Source organism: Antrihabitans auranticaus, from assembly GCF_016481275.1.
Classification (GTDB): domain Bacteria; phylum Actinomycetota; class Actinomycetes; order Mycobacteriales; family Mycobacteriaceae; genus Antrihabitans.
The window spans coordinates 363,429-378,570 of record NZ_JAEMNW010000001.1; the positions used below are offsets into that span (position 1 = coordinate 363,429).

Here is a 15,142-nt window from a genome sequence, read left to right on the forward strand (position 1 = left end):
TAATGTGTCATTCGTCTTGACTGCACCCGCGGTCGCTGACATTCTTACTCGTCATATCCGATCGCAGGGGTCGACAAGGTGCTGGGCAAATCAGGTCGAGTCTGCCGAGGGGGGCACGGTATGCGCTACACGAGCCGACATGCCTCGCCATTCCGCCGCCGGGAGTCGGCGTGAGCACTTCCGACGGCGTCGATCTCGACGATTACCACGAATTCCAGGCCGCATTGTCTGCGGCGCTGAAGCTCGAATACAGCCAATTGCTCGATCGTTTCGGGTTGGCCCAGTATTCGCCAAGTCTCTACTCGGGCCGGTACTTTCGCTCGCGCTTGGCACATCACGCCGCCGGAGTGTCGAGTCCGACTCTGATCGACCATTGCAAAGCCCTCGAAATGATGCACACCGCGACGCTCGTGCATGACGACATCATCGACAAAGCTGTGCTGCGCCGCAGTTTGCCGACCCTGACCAATTCGCTCGGGCCCGACGAGGCCCTGCTCGTGGGCAATATGATTGCGACGCGCGCCATTTCGATCGCGGCTCTCGAATCGCAGCCGTTGACGCGGAGTTTCCTCGATGCCTACGACCGTGTGAATACCGCGCAGGAGCAGGAACTGCGGTACCGCGGCTACCTCGACAAAACTGCCGAGCAGTATTACGAGATCTGCCGCGGCAAGACGTCGGCGATGCTGGAACTAGCGCTACTCATCGGCGCGGCCGAGGTCGGCGCGGACCCGGGGACGGAACCACTCGTCCTGGCGGTCCGGGAGATCGGTATCGCCTTCCAGGTCGTCGACGACTGCGAAGACCTGGTCGCCTGGCTCGAGGGTGCCGAACTGGATCGCAGCAAGAGCGCCCAGTTCGACATCGACCTCGGTAACTACACGCTCCCGGTGGTCGTCGCGCTCGAGGCTGCCGCGGCCGGCCAGTCGGCGCGTAGCTTGGCGAACGTCGACCGTAAGACGTGGTCCGACTCCGTGACGCGATCGATGGCAATCGCGTTCCACCACCTGGACCTCGCGGACAGCGAAATCGCCATTGCCCGAAAAGAATCCGACTCGGGCCTGGTTCATCGAGTCGAGGTCTGGTTCAAGCGTGTTGCCGACGCTCTGCACACCAAGAAGCTGGATCTGGTCGTGCAGACCGACCTCTGACGACTACAAAATCGCGAAAGCGACCACGAGGCCGAGTCCGAAGTGCGCCGCCGCGACTATCAGGACCTCCGGAGTGAACGTCGGTGAATTGATGACGCGACCGATGTCGACGCCGGAAACCAATTCGACTGCACGCACGGCGATGACCTGGGCGATGATGCCGACAAGGCCGAACACGAGTGATGCGATCAGGCCTTCGCTCAATTTGCCCGACGATGCATAGATCGCCAGCACCACGATGAAGGACATGCTCAGCATGCCCGAAGCGAGAGCGACTATCGCGTTCGGCTTGCCCTCACGAACGATGTCACGGAGCTTGCCCGGCGTCGTCAGGTCGATCGCGTAGAACCCGACGATCATCAGAACCAGGCCGATGATCGCGTAGCACACGATCGCACCGACATTCCTGCCGAGCATTTCCCAGTACCCCGACTCCAACGCGAGTGTGGTCACCGTCATTGCTGTCTCCGTTCGCTTTCTTCTCGGATGTATTCGGTCGGGCGGGTCAGGTTTGCGGAATGCGGTGCGGCACGAACGCCGCGCCGTCGTCTGTCACAAGACCTGACGTCTCGCGGATGCCCAGTCCTGCGGATTCGTCGCCGACGATCCAGGCGCCCAATGCCGGGCGCATGTCGTCGAACTCCGGCAACGGATCGAGAAGCTGATAAACGAAGCCCTCTTCGCCGTAGATACCACCGGTCGCAGTTTCCATTCCTGCGCCGACAATCGTGATGTTCGCACCCTCGCGACCCAGTTTCGGCTTACGCACGAATTCGGTGAGTTCGTTCGGCTGATCGAGATATGCGGGCAGCAAGTTCGGGTGTCCCGGATACATCTCCCACAGAATCGCCAGAATCGCTTTGTTGCTCAGCAGCGTCTTCCAGAGCGGCTCGATCCACATCGTTCCGGGAAGGCTTGCGACAACGCGCTTTCCGAAGTCGTCGTCGAGCACCCACTCCCACGGGTACAGCTTGAAGATCGAGTGGATCGACGCTTCTTCGAGGTCGACGAATCGTTCGAGTTCGGTATCGAAGCCGATCTCTTCGATCGCCAGCGCAATGGTGTCGAATCCGGCTTCGGCCGCGGTCTCCTGCAGGTATGCCGTCGTGACGTTGTCCTCACCGGACGCGTCCGCCGACGACCACGTGAAGTGCAGTTCCGGACTCGGTAACGTGTCGCGCAGTTCGCCCCAGCGGGCAACGAGCTTCTCGTGCAACGAGTTCCACTGGTCGTCTTCCGGGAACAGCGCGGTCAACCAGTGCCACTGCAGGATTCCCGCCTCCAACAACGTGGTCGGCGTGTCTGCGTTGTACTCCAACAGCTTTGCCGGTCGCCGACCGTCGTAGCGAAGATCGAACCGGCCGTACACGTGGGGGTCGGACCGGCGCCAGGACTCGGCGATGGACTGCCAACTCCATTCCGGTAGCCCGAAATCTCGGTAGCGCTCGGTGAGGACGACATGCTCGACCGCATTCAGGCACATCGAATGGAGCAATTCGACGTCGGCCTCGACCGCAAGGATTTCGTCCATGTCGAATTCGTAGTACACCGATTCGTCCCAGTACGGCCGGGCGTAACCCTGTGCATCGCGAGCGGGCGCGCCGTACACGAGACCCTGTGACTCCACGATCTGCTGCCACCCCTGCCGGGGTGTACTCCGTACGCGGCGCATCAGATCTGGTCGGTCGATGCAATAGAGGCGGTGTCAGGAGCCACTGCTGCCACCGATCTTGCTGCCCAGGCCGCCACGTTGAATCGTGCTGCCAGACGTGGTCTTGATCGTCGCGCCCTTCGGCTTCACGGTCGTCCCGCCCGAGATCTTCTGCCCGACGCTGCCGGAGCCACCGTAGTAGTACCGATACTGCGAGCCGGCGATGATGAAGATTCCGTTCGGGCCCGGTGTGCCGCCGCAGTAGCTCTCGGCGACGATGTCGCCGTCGTCGTCGACGCAGCGCGCCGTCACTTCGTCCGCACTCAATGCCCAATAGCCAAGCGCCACAACACCGACCAGGCCGACGACCGCTCCGGCGCCGATCAGCCTGCGCTTGGTCTTGCGCTTCTTGAGTCGATCCTCTTCGGCTTGCCTGGCCAACTCGGCTTTGCGCTCCCGAGCCTTGTCGCGCGCTCGCGCATCCGCGACGGTCTGCGGCTTCCGGCGTGCCGTCTGCGGATCTTGCCTGCGGATGCTGCCACCCTGCGGTTCGGATTCGAGTTGCGGCGGCTCCCAGCCCGGCGGCGCGGGCTGCCATTGCGGCGGTTCTTCTGCCTGCGGTGCGACGACTGGCGGCTCAGGCGTGGGTGCGGGCTCAGGCGTGGGTGCGGGCTCGGGCAACTCGGGCTCCGGCCGGACCGCACCGGCGTTCGGCCGCAGCGGTGGCGGCGTCGGAGCCGCGTTGGGCTTCAGGGGCGGGGGCGTCGCTCCGGCGTTCGGCCGTAGGGGCGGCGGAGTCGTCGGTCCCGCATTCGGTCGCAATGGCGGCGGTACCGGTGGGCGCGAGCCTTCGTCGCGCCGATCGTCGTCCTTGTCTGCCACCTAACGCTCCTCGAATCCTGTGACATCACCCTTCGCGGCGTCCCAGCTTTCCACAACGAGGTCCACTCGTCCGGGAGTGCTGCCCGACCGCAACAGTGCGAGTAGCTTGTCACACCGACTGCGAGATCCCTCGGCTATCACGTGAACGCGCCCATCGGACGTATTCGTCGCGTGGCCGGTCAGGCCTAGTTCGAGGGCACGCGAACGCGTCCACCACCGAAATCCGACGCCCTGCACGCTGCCGTGCACCCATGCGCTGAGCCTGACGATGTCAGCCATCCCGCAGCCCTGCCTTCGGAGTCAGGAATCGATCTGGAACGAGAGCGTAACCGAGGTACCCGCTTTCAGGGTCCGCCCGACGGTGCACACCCGGTCGATCGCACGCTCCACGGTGGTCAGCAGCCGTGCGCGGGCAGCCTCGTCGAGTTCACTGAGGTCGAGTTCCATCACCTCGTCGAGTTGCGGGTAGACCTCGTTCTCCCGGTCGGGCGGACCGGACACGCGAATCGTCGCGTCGTAGCTCTCGCCCAGGCGTCGCGACAGCGGAAAATCGGAGCTCATTCCGCTGCACGCCGCGAGCGCAATCTTCAGCAGCTCACCCGGTGTGAAGACGCCTTCGACGCTCTCGGATCCCACGAGGACCTCGGCACCGCGCGAGCTACGCCCGGTATACCGGCGCGTGCCGGTCCGCTCGACCCACAGGGTCGTAGCCGGCGATGAAGTCGCCGCGTCCGCAGTGGTTGATGTTTCGGTGTTGTCCGCCATGTGCACGATCCTGCCAAAGCCGTCGCGGGGTCAAGCGGGCAAGATACGTCTCATGCCGAATATCACGTTCGACGCAGCGGGCACAGAGTTACGCGCCTACCTGGCGGTACCCGACGGGGACGGACCTTTTCCCGGTGTCGTCGTCCTGCACGAGGGCGTCGTCGGGCTCAACGACGACATGCGCAAGCAATCCGACCGGTTCGCCGAGCAGGGTTACGTTGCGCTGGCGCCGGACTTTTATTCGACCGGCCCGCGGATGATGTGCATGCAGTCGACGATGCGCGACATGCTCTCGGCCCGTGGCAAGTCCTTCGAATACATCGAGGCCGCCCGGCGGTGGCTTGCGGACCGCGAGGATGCGACGGGACGCGTTGCGGTAGCAGGCTTTTGCCAGGGTGGCGGATTCGCCGTAGTCGCGGCCGCGCGTTTCGATTTCGCCGCAGCCGCGGTGAACTACGGATCGCTACCGTCCAACGTCGTCAAAGAACTGGAAGGCGCGTGTCCGATCGTCGCCAGTTACGGCAAGCGGGACCTCAGCCTGCTGGGTTGCGCGAACAAGCTGGAGTCGACCCTCGCCGAGCTCGGCGTCCCCCACGACGTCAAGGAGTACTCGGACGCGGGGCACGGTTTCCTCAGCGAGTGGTCCGCGCCTGGACCCCTGAGCATCGCGATGAAGGTGTCGCCGATGGCCTACGGCGTCGGGCGCCAGCACCTCGACGACGGTTGGGCGCGCATCTTCGCGTTCTTCGACGAGCACGTGAAAGGCTGACGCTCACCACTTTCCGGTGAGTTCGGCGATGGCCGGTCTTGCCGCGTCGAAAACGGTGCCGAACCAGCTCGAGAAGTCCATGTCGGCGCGCAGCCTGGCGAGTTCGGCCTCATCGACGAACGCCGTTTCACACACTTCGTCGTCGTCGGGAGAAAGTTCGGTCGCCACCCGCCCGACGAAAAGGTGATTGAACTCGTGCTCGATGAGTTCGGAGACCGGGTCGACGTGTCGATAGGTCACGGTGCCCGCTGCGCTCAGGCTCGTCGGCGCGACGCCCAGTTCTTCGAAGGTCCGGCGAGTCGCTGCGAGGAATGGCGGTTCGCCCGGGAACGGGTGACCGCAGCACGTGTTCGACCACACGCCCGGCGAGTGATACTTCGCTAACGCCCTGCGCTGCAACAGCATTCGACCGTCCGGCGCAAACAGGAACACGGAGAACGCCCGGTGCAGCCTACCGGGCGGCTCATGTGCGGCCAACTTCTCGGAAAGCCCGGTCGTGACGCCGTCGGCGTCGACTAGCTCGAGCAGTATCTCGTCCTGCGGTGCAGTCACCATCGATCCGTTCAGCCGAGCCGGAATTGCGGAAACCAGCCTACGGTCTGATCGATCAGCGCATGCAGTTCGGCGTTGCAAGACGACTCGCCGCCGAACGAGTCGAGCAGCGTGTGCGTCCGAGCGATCAACGGCCGCAACGATTCCGCATAGCTGTCGATGACACCGGGCGCCAGGAGCGCCTCGCGAAGCATGCGTCGCGCGTCGGCGGACCGACCTGCCTGACTCGACAGGCGCAGCAGTTCGGCTCGGCGTTCCGGCGTCGCTGCTCGCAGGGCGTGGACGAGGAGGTAGGTCGCGGTGCCGTTACGCAGGTCTTCGTCGCGTTCGGTGACGATGTCGCGCTGATCGTTGACGATCTGCCGAAGCACGCCGAGCGTCCGCCCGAAGTCACGCCAGCCGTCGACTCGTTCGGCGTCGCATTGCTCCCGTCCGGCAATCTCTACTCTCGAGTAGGCTGCCTTTTCGAACAGGCGCCCGTGCGCCGTCGAACGGAAGGCAGCATTGATGGCACGCAGACTTCTTGCCTGGCCCGCAGGCCGGAAATCCAAATGGATCGTCCTCGTCCTGTGGATCATCCTGCTTGCCGTATCGGCGCCACTCGCCGGAAAGCTGAGTGAGGTACAGAAGAACGACCTGTCCGCCTGGCTCCCAGGCGACGCCGAGTCCGCGAAAGCATTCGACGCCGCCAAAGAATTCGGCACCTCCGACGCGTTGCCCGCGATCGTCGTGTATGACCGCGAGGGCGGCGCCCTCGACACGGACTTCGTGAAAGCGACCGCCGACGCAGCCGCGTTCACAAACGTCGAAGGTGTCGTGGGTGACGTCGTCGGACCGCAACGATCGAAGGACGGCAAGTCCATCCAGACGATCGTGAACATCTCGCTCGGCGACGCAGGATGGCAGTCGGTCGCCGAGACCTACGACGGGATGAAGGTGATCACCGAGGAGAACTCGAACGGCCTGAACGCGTACGTGACAGGCCCGGGTGGTTATGCGGCGGACTCGGGCGCGATGTTCAGCAGCACCTCGGGTATCCTCGGAATCCTCACTGCACTGGTCGTTCTCGTCATATTGCTACTGACCTATCGCAGTCCCGTGTTGTGGTTCCTGCCCCTGGTCACCGTGATCGGCGCTGTCTCGGTTGCCGAGGCGATCATCTATGCACTTGCCAAGTACGCCGATCTGACGGTCAACATCCAGAGTGCGTTCATCCTCATCGTGCTGGTGTTCGGTGCGTCGACGGACTACGCGTTGCTGCTCGTCGCCCGCTATCGCGAGGAACTTCGCCGTCACGAAGACCACCACGAAGCAATGGCGGAAGCGCTGCACCGCTCGGGTCCGGCAATTATCGCCAGTGCGTCAACGGTGGGTATCAGCCTGCTCCTGCTCGCGCTCGCGAATTTGAACTCCACCAGCGGATTGGGACCGGTGTGCGCGGTCGGCATCTTCGTCGGCCTGCTTGCGATGATTACGTTGATGCCTGCGCTGCTGGTCATCTGCGGGCGCCGGGTGTTCTGGCCCCGCCGTCCCGAGTTCGGTTCCGAACAGCCCGCCGACGGCATCTGGGATCGGGTCGGGCGCGCAATCGCGATCCGCCCGCGGACCATCTGGATCGCCACCGTCGCCATCCTCGCGCTACTGAGCGTCGGTATCCTCGGTCTGAAGGCCGAAGGCGTGCCGAACCAGCAGCAGTTCACGACGGTCACGCAGTCCGTCGAGGGTGAGCGGATCCATACCGAGCATTTCGATCCGGGCGTCGGCGACCCCGCGTACGTCATTTCATCAGCGGAGAACGCGACGATCGTGCGCTCTGTAGTGGACCGTGTTCCCGGCGTCGTGCACACCGACGCTGCGCAGATCAAGGACGGCACAGCGTTCACGCTGGTGCAACTGTCCGGCGCACCGAACAGCGACGAAGCGATGGCCGCGATCGGTGCGATTCGCGACGCCGTGCATCTGGCGGCCGGTGACGAGACCCTCGTCGGCGGCGGCAGCGCATTGACCCTGGACATGCAAGACGCTGCGGCACGCGACACCCGGACGATCATCCCGATCGTTCTACTGGTCGTGCTGGTGATTCTCGGCCTGCTGCTGCGGGCGATCGTGGCGCCGATACTGCTCGTCGCGACCGTGATCGTGTCCTTCGGCGCCGCACTCGGCATCAGTTCACTTGTGTTCAACCACATCTTCCATTTCGGCGGCGCAGATCCGGCACTGCCGCTGTGGACCTTCGTATTCCTGGTGGCGCTCGGAGTGGACTACAACATCTTCCTGGTCACGCGAGTGCGGGAAGAAACACCGAAGTACGGAACGCGGGTTGCGGCGTTGCGCGGACTGTCCTCGACGGGCGGCGTCATCACGTCGGCGGGCTTGGTGCTGGCGGGAACGTTCGCGGTGCTCGGCTCGATTCAGATCGTCTTCGTTGCCGAGATGGGTTTTGCGGTCGCGCTCGGCGTGCTGATCGATACGTTCATCGTGCGGTCCGTGGTCGTAACGGCTTTGACCCTCGACGTCGGCAAGAAGATGTGGTGGCCGAGCAAGCTCGAATCGCCGGCAGCCGAACATCCCATCGAGCCAGACCTCGCCGTTGCCGAAAAGTGACGCCGTGACAGACCGGCTGATAGTCGCATACCTACGAGCACTGCTGCCGTTCACGACTGTCCTGCTGATCGCCGCCGCCGCGTTCGAGGCGTATCGCGGTGCCTATGTCGCAACGTCTTTCATCGTCGCGTACCTGCTGTGGATTCTCGGTGAATCACGGATCACGGTGAACCAGCCGCGCGAATCGTCGGCCGAACATCGCACTCTGCCGCTGTACGCGACCGCGCGCGTGGCGACGGCGCTCACCGGTGCGTTGTGGCCGGTTGCGACCACCACCTTCCGGTGGTGGCAACTTGCCCCGATCGTCGCGTTCGTGGCAGGAGTCGCGTTGCGCACGTGGTCTATTCGAACGCTCGGCACGTTCTACTCGCACCACGTGGTGACGTCTGGTGATGTTCCGGATCGTGACCCCGACGGCAGGTTGTTGCGCAGGGCATCTCGACCGATTCGGCGGCGCGTTGTGTCTCCTCAGTACTCTCATCGCATTCGGTGTGGTGGGTTTCGCCTGACTGCGCCGCCGAACGGGCCATTACGGCGGCGAAAGCCGCCCGAGACCGCCGTACGAGCCCACTCGTCGACTGTGGATAGCTTTCGCCCCTGTGGATGACGAGTTTTGGAAACCGCGGCTCAACCGGCACCGTCTGTCACATGGGGGTAAGGGGTCCGATCTCGGGTATCGACGCGGTCAGCGCTGGATTGGTCACGCGTTGGCAGCTACGCACGAACTTCGTCCGCATACACCCGGATGTTTTCGTCCACAAGGATGTCGAGCTCAATGCGCAAACCCGGGCGTTCGCCGCGGCCTGCTGGGCAAAAGGCGAAGCGACTCTGGTCGGCCACTCAGCGGCCGCGCTACACGGAACCAAATGGCTTGATCCGCAATTGCCTGCCGAAGTCGTGCTCGCCGGTCACACACGCCCACCGAAAGGGATCGTCGTATATCGCGACGTTTTATCAACGAACGAGCAGCGCATCGTTGCTGGAATCCGAGCGACGACGCCGGCTCGAACAGCATTCGATCTCGGGCGTCGACTCCCCCGCGACGAAGCGGTCATCGTCATCGATGCACTCTGCAACGCAACTGATCTGAAGCCGGAGCAAGTGCTCGACCTGGCGCTCCGTTATCCCGGTTCTCGTGGGATCGTCGGTCTCAGACGTGTCCTCGATCTCGTCGACGGAGGCGCGGAGTCACCGCCAGAGACCCGCACACGGCTCTTGCTCATCGACGACGGGCTACCGCGGCCAGATACGCAGGTCAAGGTCCGGGCACCCGATGGGACCCTCGTCGCACGGAGCGATCTAGGTTGGCCGAAATGGAAGATTCTTGTCGAATACGACGGTGAGCATCACTGGAATGATCGGATGCAGCGATCGAACGATATTGACAGGCTTGCCCGGCTGGAGGCACTGGGCTGGAGGGTAGTTCGTGTGAGCGCTGAATTGCTGCAGGACCGGCCGTATGTGGTGATCGAGCGTGTGCGGGCTGCATTACGCGCCGCGGGCGCTCCGATCTAGCACGAGCGGGCCACCACGGCGGGCGACGCCGACAATTCCCGCCACCACAGCCCACTCGGACACCCGACCCACCTACTCCACGTCATAAACCTGGTCTGCGGGGTGGGCGAGCACCTTGTCCGCCATCTGCTGTTTGAGTTGTTCGAAGCGAGCGTGTTGGTCCGGCGTGCGGTCGTGGACCAGGCCTATGAGTTCGGTCGGTACGAAGGCCTCGCGCACGATCAGGGTGACGATCTTGCCGCGGTATCGGAATTCGAACGCGAACCACTCGAGCGTCCGGCCGCGTTCGGTGCGCGCATAGCTCTTGTCGAATGTGTATCGCCCTTCGGTCACGGCGCGAGTCACCATTTCGATGCCGTCTCGCACTCCAGGGCCGGGATGTGGTGTGCGAACCTCGATTTCGCGGCGCTCGGCGGGTTCCCCGGGCGAGAGCAGTGGCAGTGCACGCTCGAGCGCTTTGTACGCGTGCGCGACTCCCCCGACCGCGCCGAAACCCGCGTAGCGCGTCAGGTCGTCGAAGGTGAAACTCAGCTCCCGGTCACCGTCGCGAACTGTGAGAGTCATGGTCCGAATTGTCCCGTGCTAGACCTCGAACCGGTACCCCATTCCGGACTCGGTCAACAGGTGCTTCGGATGTGCCGGATCGTCCTCGAGTTTGCGCCGCAACTGTGCCAGATACACACGTAGATAGTTCGTTTCGGTGGCGTACGCCGGTCCCCAGACCTCCTTGAGGAGCTCCGTCCTGCCGACCAACTTCCCGCGATTGCGCACGAGGACCTCCAGCATCCCCCATTCCGTCGGCGTCAGATGTACTTCCGTGCTTCCTCGAAGCACCCGCTTCGCAGCCAGATCCACCGTGAACGACGCCGTGACCACGACGGGCTCGTCGAGCTGTTGGGCTGCTGCGCCGCGCCGCACAGCGGCTCGAAGGCGCGCAAGGAACTCGTCCATGCCGAACGGTTTCGTGACGTAGTCGTCGGCGCCTGCGTCGAGCGCCTCGACCTTGTCGGAGGAGTCCGTGCGCGCAGAGAGCACGATGACCGGTGCACTGCACCAACCCCGAAGGCCTGCAAGCACTTCGATGCCGTCCATGTCCGGCAGGCCGAGGTCGAGGATCACCACTTCGGGGTGCGTCTCGGCGGCTGCGCGCAAGGCCGCCGCACCGTTTGCCGCCGTCGTGACTTCGTAACCTCGCACCGAGAGATTGATCCGCAGGGCGCGCAGCAACTGCGGCTCGTCGTCGACGACCAGAACCCGCGTCATGTGGGGTTCCCAGCCGCGAGTTCGAGCACCATCGTCAGCCCACCACCGGGAGTGTCGGTAGCGGTCACGGTCCCGCCCATGGCCTCCATGAAACCGCGAGTGACCGAAAGACCAAGGCCGACACCGCTTGTGTTGTCGCGGTCCCCCAGCCTCTGGAACGCGTCGAACACTTGATCCTCAGCTCCACGCGCGATTCCGGGCCCCGAGTCTGCGATCGTGATCAACACCCGCTCCCCCGCGACGGCGGCAGCTATCCGGACCGAACCCGCCGGCGCGTACCGCAACGCGTTGTCGACGATATTCGCGACCGCGCGTTCGAGCAGACCGGCATCTGCCAGTACCGAAACGTCTCCCACGTTCACGTCGACGCGAGACAACTCCTTCCCCAGTGCAATTCCCACGAGTGCACGGTGGACGACCTCCTCGAGATACACCCTGCGCAGGCTCGGCTTGACGACGCCCGCCGCGAGCCGCGACGAGTCGAGTAGGTTGCCGACCAGTCCGGTCAGCTGGTCGGCCGATTCCTCCACTGTCGCAAGCAGTTCAGCGGTGTCCTCGGGTGAAAACTCCACGTCGTCGCTCCGCAGGCTCGAGACAGCCGCTTTGACGGCGGCCAGGGGTGTGCGCAAATCATGACTGACCGCCGAGAGGAGCGATCGTCGAAGTCGGTCTGCCTCCGCCAAAGCGGTTGCCTTGCTTGCCTCTTCCATCAGCTCCCGCTGCCGGATCAACCCGACCGCCTGGTTCGCGACCGCACCGAGCACCCGCCGGTCCCTGGCGGGCAACGACGAGCCACTCAGCAGCAACCAGTAATCGCCACCACCCGATTCGACTGCGGTGTCGGCAATCTCGACCGACTCGGGCGGGTCGCCGCCAACGGAGGCGACCACGCCGTCAGCTCTGGCAACCACGCTCACTGCCCTCTGCGAATACGTCTCGCGAACTCGTTCGAGCAGAGCACCGAGGTCGTCACCGCGCAGCACGGAACCAGCGAACAACGTGAGCAACTCGGCTTCACGTGAGGCCTGCCGCGCTTCCCGCGCACGTCGGCCGGCTCGGTCGACGAGCGCCGCCACGGCGACCGCAACGAGCAGCATGACGACAACTGTGACGAAGCTGTCCGGTTGCGCGATCGTCAGGCTGTAGCGAGGCTCCGCGAAAAAGTAGTTGAGCAACATACCCGAGAGCAAGGCACTCAGAGCCGCCGGAGCCACACCGCCGAGCAGGGCCACTACGAGAATCGCGACGAAGAAGATTGCACCCTCCCCGCCCAGGTCCAGGTACGGATCCAGAAGGACGGACGTCAAAAGGCACGTGACAAGCGGAACCACGACCGCAGCGAGCCACGAAGCCAATCGACGTTGCGCCGGCATCGCCGCCGACACCGCGAACCCGCGACGCGCTTCCTCGTGCGTGACCATATGTACGTCGATCTTCCCGGAATCCCGGACGGTCGCGGCGCCTATCCCCTCGTCGAACACCCGCGCCCATTTCGATCGGCGTGACGTCCCGATCACCAACTGGGTCGCGTTGACGTCACGCGCAAACTCGAGCAGTGCCGTCGGCACATCGTCGCCGACCACGCTGTGCAGACTGGCGCCCAAACTCGCGGCGAGCTCGCGCACCTTGCCCATCTGCGGCGCCGCAACGCCGGTGAGTCCGTCGCCGAGGACGACGTGCACAACCACCAGTTCCGCACTCGACTTCGACGCTATCCGACTCGCGCGGCGGACGAGCGTTTCGGACTCCGGGCCGCCCGTGACCGCGACGACGACGCGCTCGCGAGCCTCCCACAGGTCCGTAATCTTGTTCTCTGCACGGTATTCGGCGAGCGCGGCGTCGACCTGGTCGGCCAGCCACAGCAGGGCAAGTTCCCGCAGCGCTGTCAGATTCCCGCGGCGGAAGTAGTTGCTCAACGCGGCATCGACCTTTTCCGGCGCGTACACGTTGCCGTGAGAGAGTCTGCGCCGCAGCGCTTCCGGCGTGATGTCGACCAGTTCGACCTGAGTTGCCGCACGCACGATCGAATCGGGGATCGTTTCGCGCTGCACGATCCCGGTGATCTGCTCGACAACGTCGTTGAGACTTTCCAGGTGCTGCACGTTGACCGTCGAGACGACGTCGATCCCGGCCGTCAGAAACTCCGAAACATCCTGCCAGCGTTTCGAATTACGACTTCCCGGAGCATTCGTATGCGCGAGTTCGTCGACGAGCACGACCTTGGGCCGCCGTGCGAGCACCGCGTCGACGTCGAGTTCCGGCAGCCGCGTGCCGCGGTACTCCACATATTTCGGTGGAATCGTTTCGATTCCGTCGAGTAGTTCGGCAGTCTTCGCGCGACCGTGCGTTTCCACAACGGCCGCAACAACGTCCGCGCCGCGGCCGAGCCGGCGATGCGCTTCGCCCAGCATCGCGTATGTTTTGCCGACGCCGGGCGCCGCACCCAGGTAGATGCGCAACTCGCCGCGCTCCGTGCTCACGGTGCCATCATCCACCCGAACCGCGGAACGCAGCATCGAGCACAGCCGAAAAACGGCTGCGTTGACGGTTTCTTAGCGGCTGGAGATCACCTGACGTCGTTGGTTACGGCTTCTTTCGCTGGAAATCGGGCAAGTGCGGACACCGATCGCACTCTGCCCTCCCGCCTGTCGACGACGGACTTGACGATCTCACCGGATCGAACCGCGACGTTCGAGAGCAGGGACGATGTGAGCCCGTGCGAGTCCTCGGTACCGCCCTGCAGATAGATCCCGCAGGTCACGTTGGACTCGGTGTGCATCCTGTAATCACGGGCGACCGCTGGTGTCTCGACACCGTTCGGGACGAGGTCGCCGAACATCGGCACCAGCGGCGCCGGGACGAACCCGGTCGCCAGCACGATCGCGTCGCACGCCAATGTGTCCGTCAGACCGTCCAGGTTGCTTCGCACCTCGACCTCGACGCCGTCTGCGATGTCGCGCACGCCGACGACGTCGGACGCTCGGCGCATGAACAAGCGGCGCTGGCCGCGGACACGCTCCTGATACTCGGTGGCGTACAGCTCGTTGATGAGCTCGAGATCGACGACGGCATAGTTCGTGCTGCGGTGCAGGCCGAGCAGCCGTCGGCGTTCTGCGTCTGGCGCGCGGTGCAGCTCGTCGACCGCCGACGGATCGAAGATCCGGTTGGCGTACGGGCTGTCGTCGGCCGGGCTGTACCCGAACCTGGTGAACACGCTGTGCACTTCGGCCTTCGGAAAATTCGAGTGCAGGTATTGGACGACCTCGGCCGCGCTCTGGCCCGCGCCGAGCACGACAAAGCGATTGTGCACAGGCTCAGGCAGTTTCGCGACGCGATGCAAGAACTGGTGATTGTGGAAGCAGCGCAGCGAGGTCGTCGCCCAGTCCGGAATCCGTTCCCGCAGGCCCGCACCGTAGGCCACATTGCGGGTGTAGAGCGTGTCGCCGGCACTCGTTTCGACGGCGAGAAGATCTACGACGCTGTTTGCCCGCTTGACACCTTCGACGTGCCGCACGGCGGTGCCGTAGTCGACGTCGGCACCGACCTTGTCGGCTGCCCATTCCAGGTAATCGTGGAACTCGGCCCGAGTCGGATAGAACGTTTGATGGTTGACGAAATCGACCAGGCGACCACGTGCGAACAGGTACGCGATGAAGCTGTAGGAGCTCGTCGGGTTGCGGAACGTCGCGAGATCCTTGGGGAAGGCGATCTGCATGGTCGTGCCGTCGAGAAGCATTCCCCGGTGCCAACCGAATTCGAGCTGACGTTCCACGAATCGCGCGCGGATTCGGCGGTTCGGCGGCGCGTCGGCGTTGTGTTCCTCGATGGCAATGGCGAGTGCCAGGTTCGCGGGACCGAAGCCGATGCCGACAATGTCGAACGGCTCGGCTGCCGAGTACTCACTTACCATCATCGCTCCCATGCAGGTGTGGGTAGTGAAGCCTAACCTTATTCCTACCTATGGGACAAATTCGGACACTGCTGCCCAAG

The 15,142-nt window shown here is 64.1% G+C and carries 16 protein-coding genes; 5 read left to right on the top strand and 11 right to left on the bottom strand.

The features are described 5' to 3' along the window. The first annotated feature begins 170 nt into the window (after positions 1-170). Positions 171-1,151: a polyprenyl synthetase family protein gene (locus JGU72_RS01525; RefSeq protein WP_199681991.1), complete on the top strand. Its 981-nt coding sequence runs from the start codon at positions 171-173 to the stop codon at positions 1,149-1,151. Positions 1,152-1,154: 3 nt separating this feature from the next. Here JGU72_RS01525 and JGU72_RS01530 read toward each other — a convergent pair whose 3' ends face one another. From JGU72_RS01530 to JGU72_RS01550, 5 genes are read right to left on the bottom strand one after another with little or no spacing between them, the layout of a single operon-like run. Next, the gene (locus JGU72_RS01530; RefSeq protein WP_233531023.1) at positions 1,155-1,610 is read right to left on the bottom strand and encodes a DUF350 domain-containing protein; all 456 of its coding nucleotides are present in this window, start codon (positions 1,608-1,610) and stop codon (positions 1,155-1,157) included. Between the two features lie 46 nt (positions 1,611-1,656). Further along, a complete protein-coding gene (locus JGU72_RS01535) occupies positions 1,657-2,823 on the bottom strand; it encodes a glutathionylspermidine synthase family protein (RefSeq protein ID WP_199681992.1) in 1,167 nt (388 codons plus the stop codon). A gap of 33 nt (positions 2,824-2,856) precedes the next feature. Continuing rightward, a complete protein-coding gene (locus tag JGU72_RS30515; protein ID WP_233531798.1) occupies positions 2,857-3,684 on the bottom strand; it encodes a hypothetical protein in 828 nt (275 codons plus the stop codon). After that, a complete protein-coding gene (locus tag JGU72_RS01545; RefSeq protein WP_199681993.1) occupies positions 3,685-3,963 on the bottom strand; it encodes an acylphosphatase in 279 nt (92 codons plus the stop codon). Positions 3,964-3,984: 21 nt separating this feature from the next. After that, a complete protein-coding gene (locus tag JGU72_RS01550) occupies positions 3,985-4,449 on the bottom strand; it encodes an OsmC family protein (protein ID WP_199681994.1) in 465 nt (154 codons plus the stop codon). 52 nt (positions 4,450-4,501) lie between these two features. Here JGU72_RS01550 and JGU72_RS01555 point away from each other — a divergent pair, with 52 nt between their 5' ends. Then, positions 4,502-5,218 (top strand): dienelactone hydrolase family protein, encoded by a 717-nt coding sequence (locus JGU72_RS01555; RefSeq protein ID WP_199681995.1) that lies wholly within the window; start codon positions 4,502-4,504, stop codon positions 5,216-5,218. A gap of 3 nt (positions 5,219-5,221) precedes the next feature. Here JGU72_RS01555 and idi read toward each other — a convergent pair whose 3' ends face one another. Next, positions 5,222-5,770 (bottom strand): isopentenyl-diphosphate Delta-isomerase, encoded by a 549-nt coding sequence (idi, locus tag JGU72_RS01560; RefSeq protein ID WP_307828259.1) that lies wholly within the window; start codon positions 5,768-5,770, stop codon positions 5,222-5,224. Between the two features lie 11 nt (positions 5,771-5,781). Beyond that, on the bottom strand, positions 5,782-6,348 hold the full coding sequence (locus tag JGU72_RS31380) for a polyprenyl synthetase family protein (protein WP_233531025.1): 567 nt from the start codon (positions 6,346-6,348) through the stop codon (positions 5,782-5,784). Between JGU72_RS31380 and JGU72_RS01570 the strand changes: the two genes are divergently transcribed. Genes JGU72_RS01570 through JGU72_RS01580 form a run of 3 tightly spaced genes read left to right on the top strand, consistent with a single transcriptional unit; the run spans position 6,278 to position 9,889 of the window. Next, positions 6,278-8,374, top strand: coding sequence for an MMPL family transporter (locus JGU72_RS01570; protein WP_199681998.1), 2,097 nt, complete (start codon positions 6,278-6,280; stop codon positions 8,372-8,374). The genes JGU72_RS31380 and JGU72_RS01570 overlap by 71 nt on opposite strands. Positions 8,375-8,378: 4 nt before the next feature. Continuing rightward, positions 8,379-8,981, top strand: coding sequence for a hypothetical protein (locus JGU72_RS01575; protein WP_199681999.1), 603 nt, complete (start codon positions 8,379-8,381; stop codon positions 8,979-8,981). Between the two features lie 41 nt (positions 8,982-9,022). Next, positions 9,023-9,889 (top strand): DUF559 domain-containing protein, encoded by an 867-nt coding sequence (locus JGU72_RS01580; protein ID WP_199682000.1) that lies wholly within the window; start codon positions 9,023-9,025, stop codon positions 9,887-9,889. A gap of 72 nt (positions 9,890-9,961) precedes the next feature. Here the strand turns inward: JGU72_RS01580 and JGU72_RS01585 are convergent, their stop codons facing one another. Genes JGU72_RS01585 through JGU72_RS01600 form a run of 4 tightly spaced genes read right to left on the bottom strand, consistent with a single transcriptional unit; the run spans position 9,962 to position 15,074 of the window. Beyond that, entirely contained in the window at positions 9,962-10,453 is a 492-nt protein-coding gene (locus JGU72_RS01585) for a hypothetical protein (RefSeq protein ID WP_199682001.1), read from the bottom strand. A gap of 18 nt (positions 10,454-10,471) precedes the next feature. After that, positions 10,472-11,152 (bottom strand): response regulator, encoded by a 681-nt coding sequence (locus tag JGU72_RS01590; RefSeq protein WP_199682002.1) that lies wholly within the window; start codon positions 11,150-11,152, stop codon positions 10,472-10,474. After that, positions 11,149-13,668 carry a sensor histidine kinase gene (locus JGU72_RS01595; protein WP_199682003.1) on the bottom strand — a complete coding sequence of 840 codons (2,520 nt, stop codon included), beginning with the start codon at positions 13,666-13,668 and terminating at the stop codon, positions 11,149-11,151. Before JGU72_RS01595 ends, JGU72_RS01590 begins: the two co-directional genes overlap by 4 nt. Before the next feature lie 50 nt (positions 13,669-13,718). Beyond that, positions 13,719-15,074: a lysine N(6)-hydroxylase/L-ornithine N(5)-oxygenase family protein gene (locus tag JGU72_RS01600; RefSeq protein WP_199682004.1), complete on the bottom strand. Its 1,356-nt coding sequence runs from the start codon at positions 15,072-15,074 to the stop codon at positions 13,719-13,721. Between the last annotated feature and the right edge of the window lie 68 nt (positions 15,075-15,142).

Bases quoted from the DNA above. Each gene is read 5' to 3' on its own strand.
- JGU72_RS01545 (WP_199681993.1), bottom strand. From the start codon at position 3,963: ATGGCTGACATCGTCAGGCTCAGCGCATGGGTGCACGGCAGCGTGCAG.
- JGU72_RS01550 (WP_199681994.1), bottom strand. From the start codon at position 4,449: ATGGCGGACAACACCGAAACATCAACCACTGCGGACGCGGCGACTTCA.
- JGU72_RS01535 (WP_199681992.1), bottom strand. From the start codon at position 2,823: ATGCGCCGCGTACGGAGTACACCCCGGCAGGGGTGGCAGCAGATCGTG.
- JGU72_RS01590 (WP_199682002.1), bottom strand. From the start codon at position 11,152: ATGACGCGGGTTCTGGTCGTCGACGACGAGCCGCAGTTGCTGCGCGCC.
- JGU72_RS01555 (WP_199681995.1), top strand. From the start codon at position 4,502: ATGCCGAATATCACGTTCGACGCAGCGGGCACAGAGTTACGCGCCTAC.
- JGU72_RS01580 (WP_199682000.1), top strand. From the start codon at position 9,023: ATGGGGGTAAGGGGTCCGATCTCGGGTATCGACGCGGTCAGCGCTGGA.
- JGU72_RS01600 (WP_199682004.1), bottom strand. From the start codon at position 15,074: ATGGGAGCGATGATGGTAAGTGAGTACTCGGCAGCCGAGCCGTTCGAC.
- JGU72_RS01595 (WP_199682003.1), bottom strand. From the start codon at position 13,668: ATGCTGCGTTCCGCGGTTCGGGTGGATGATGGCACCGTGAGCACGGAG.
- JGU72_RS01530 (WP_233531023.1), bottom strand. From the start codon at position 1,610: ATGACGGTGACCACACTCGCGTTGGAGTCGGGGTACTGGGAAATGCTC.
- JGU72_RS31380 (WP_233531025.1), bottom strand. From the start codon at position 6,348: ATGATCCACAGGACGAGGACGATCCATTTGGATTTCCGGCCTGCGGGC.
- JGU72_RS01570 (WP_199681998.1), top strand. From the start codon at position 6,278: ATGGCACGCAGACTTCTTGCCTGGCCCGCAGGCCGGAAATCCAAATGG.
- JGU72_RS01585 (WP_199682001.1), bottom strand. From the start codon at position 10,453: ATGACTCTCACAGTTCGCGACGGTGACCGGGAGCTGAGTTTCACCTTC.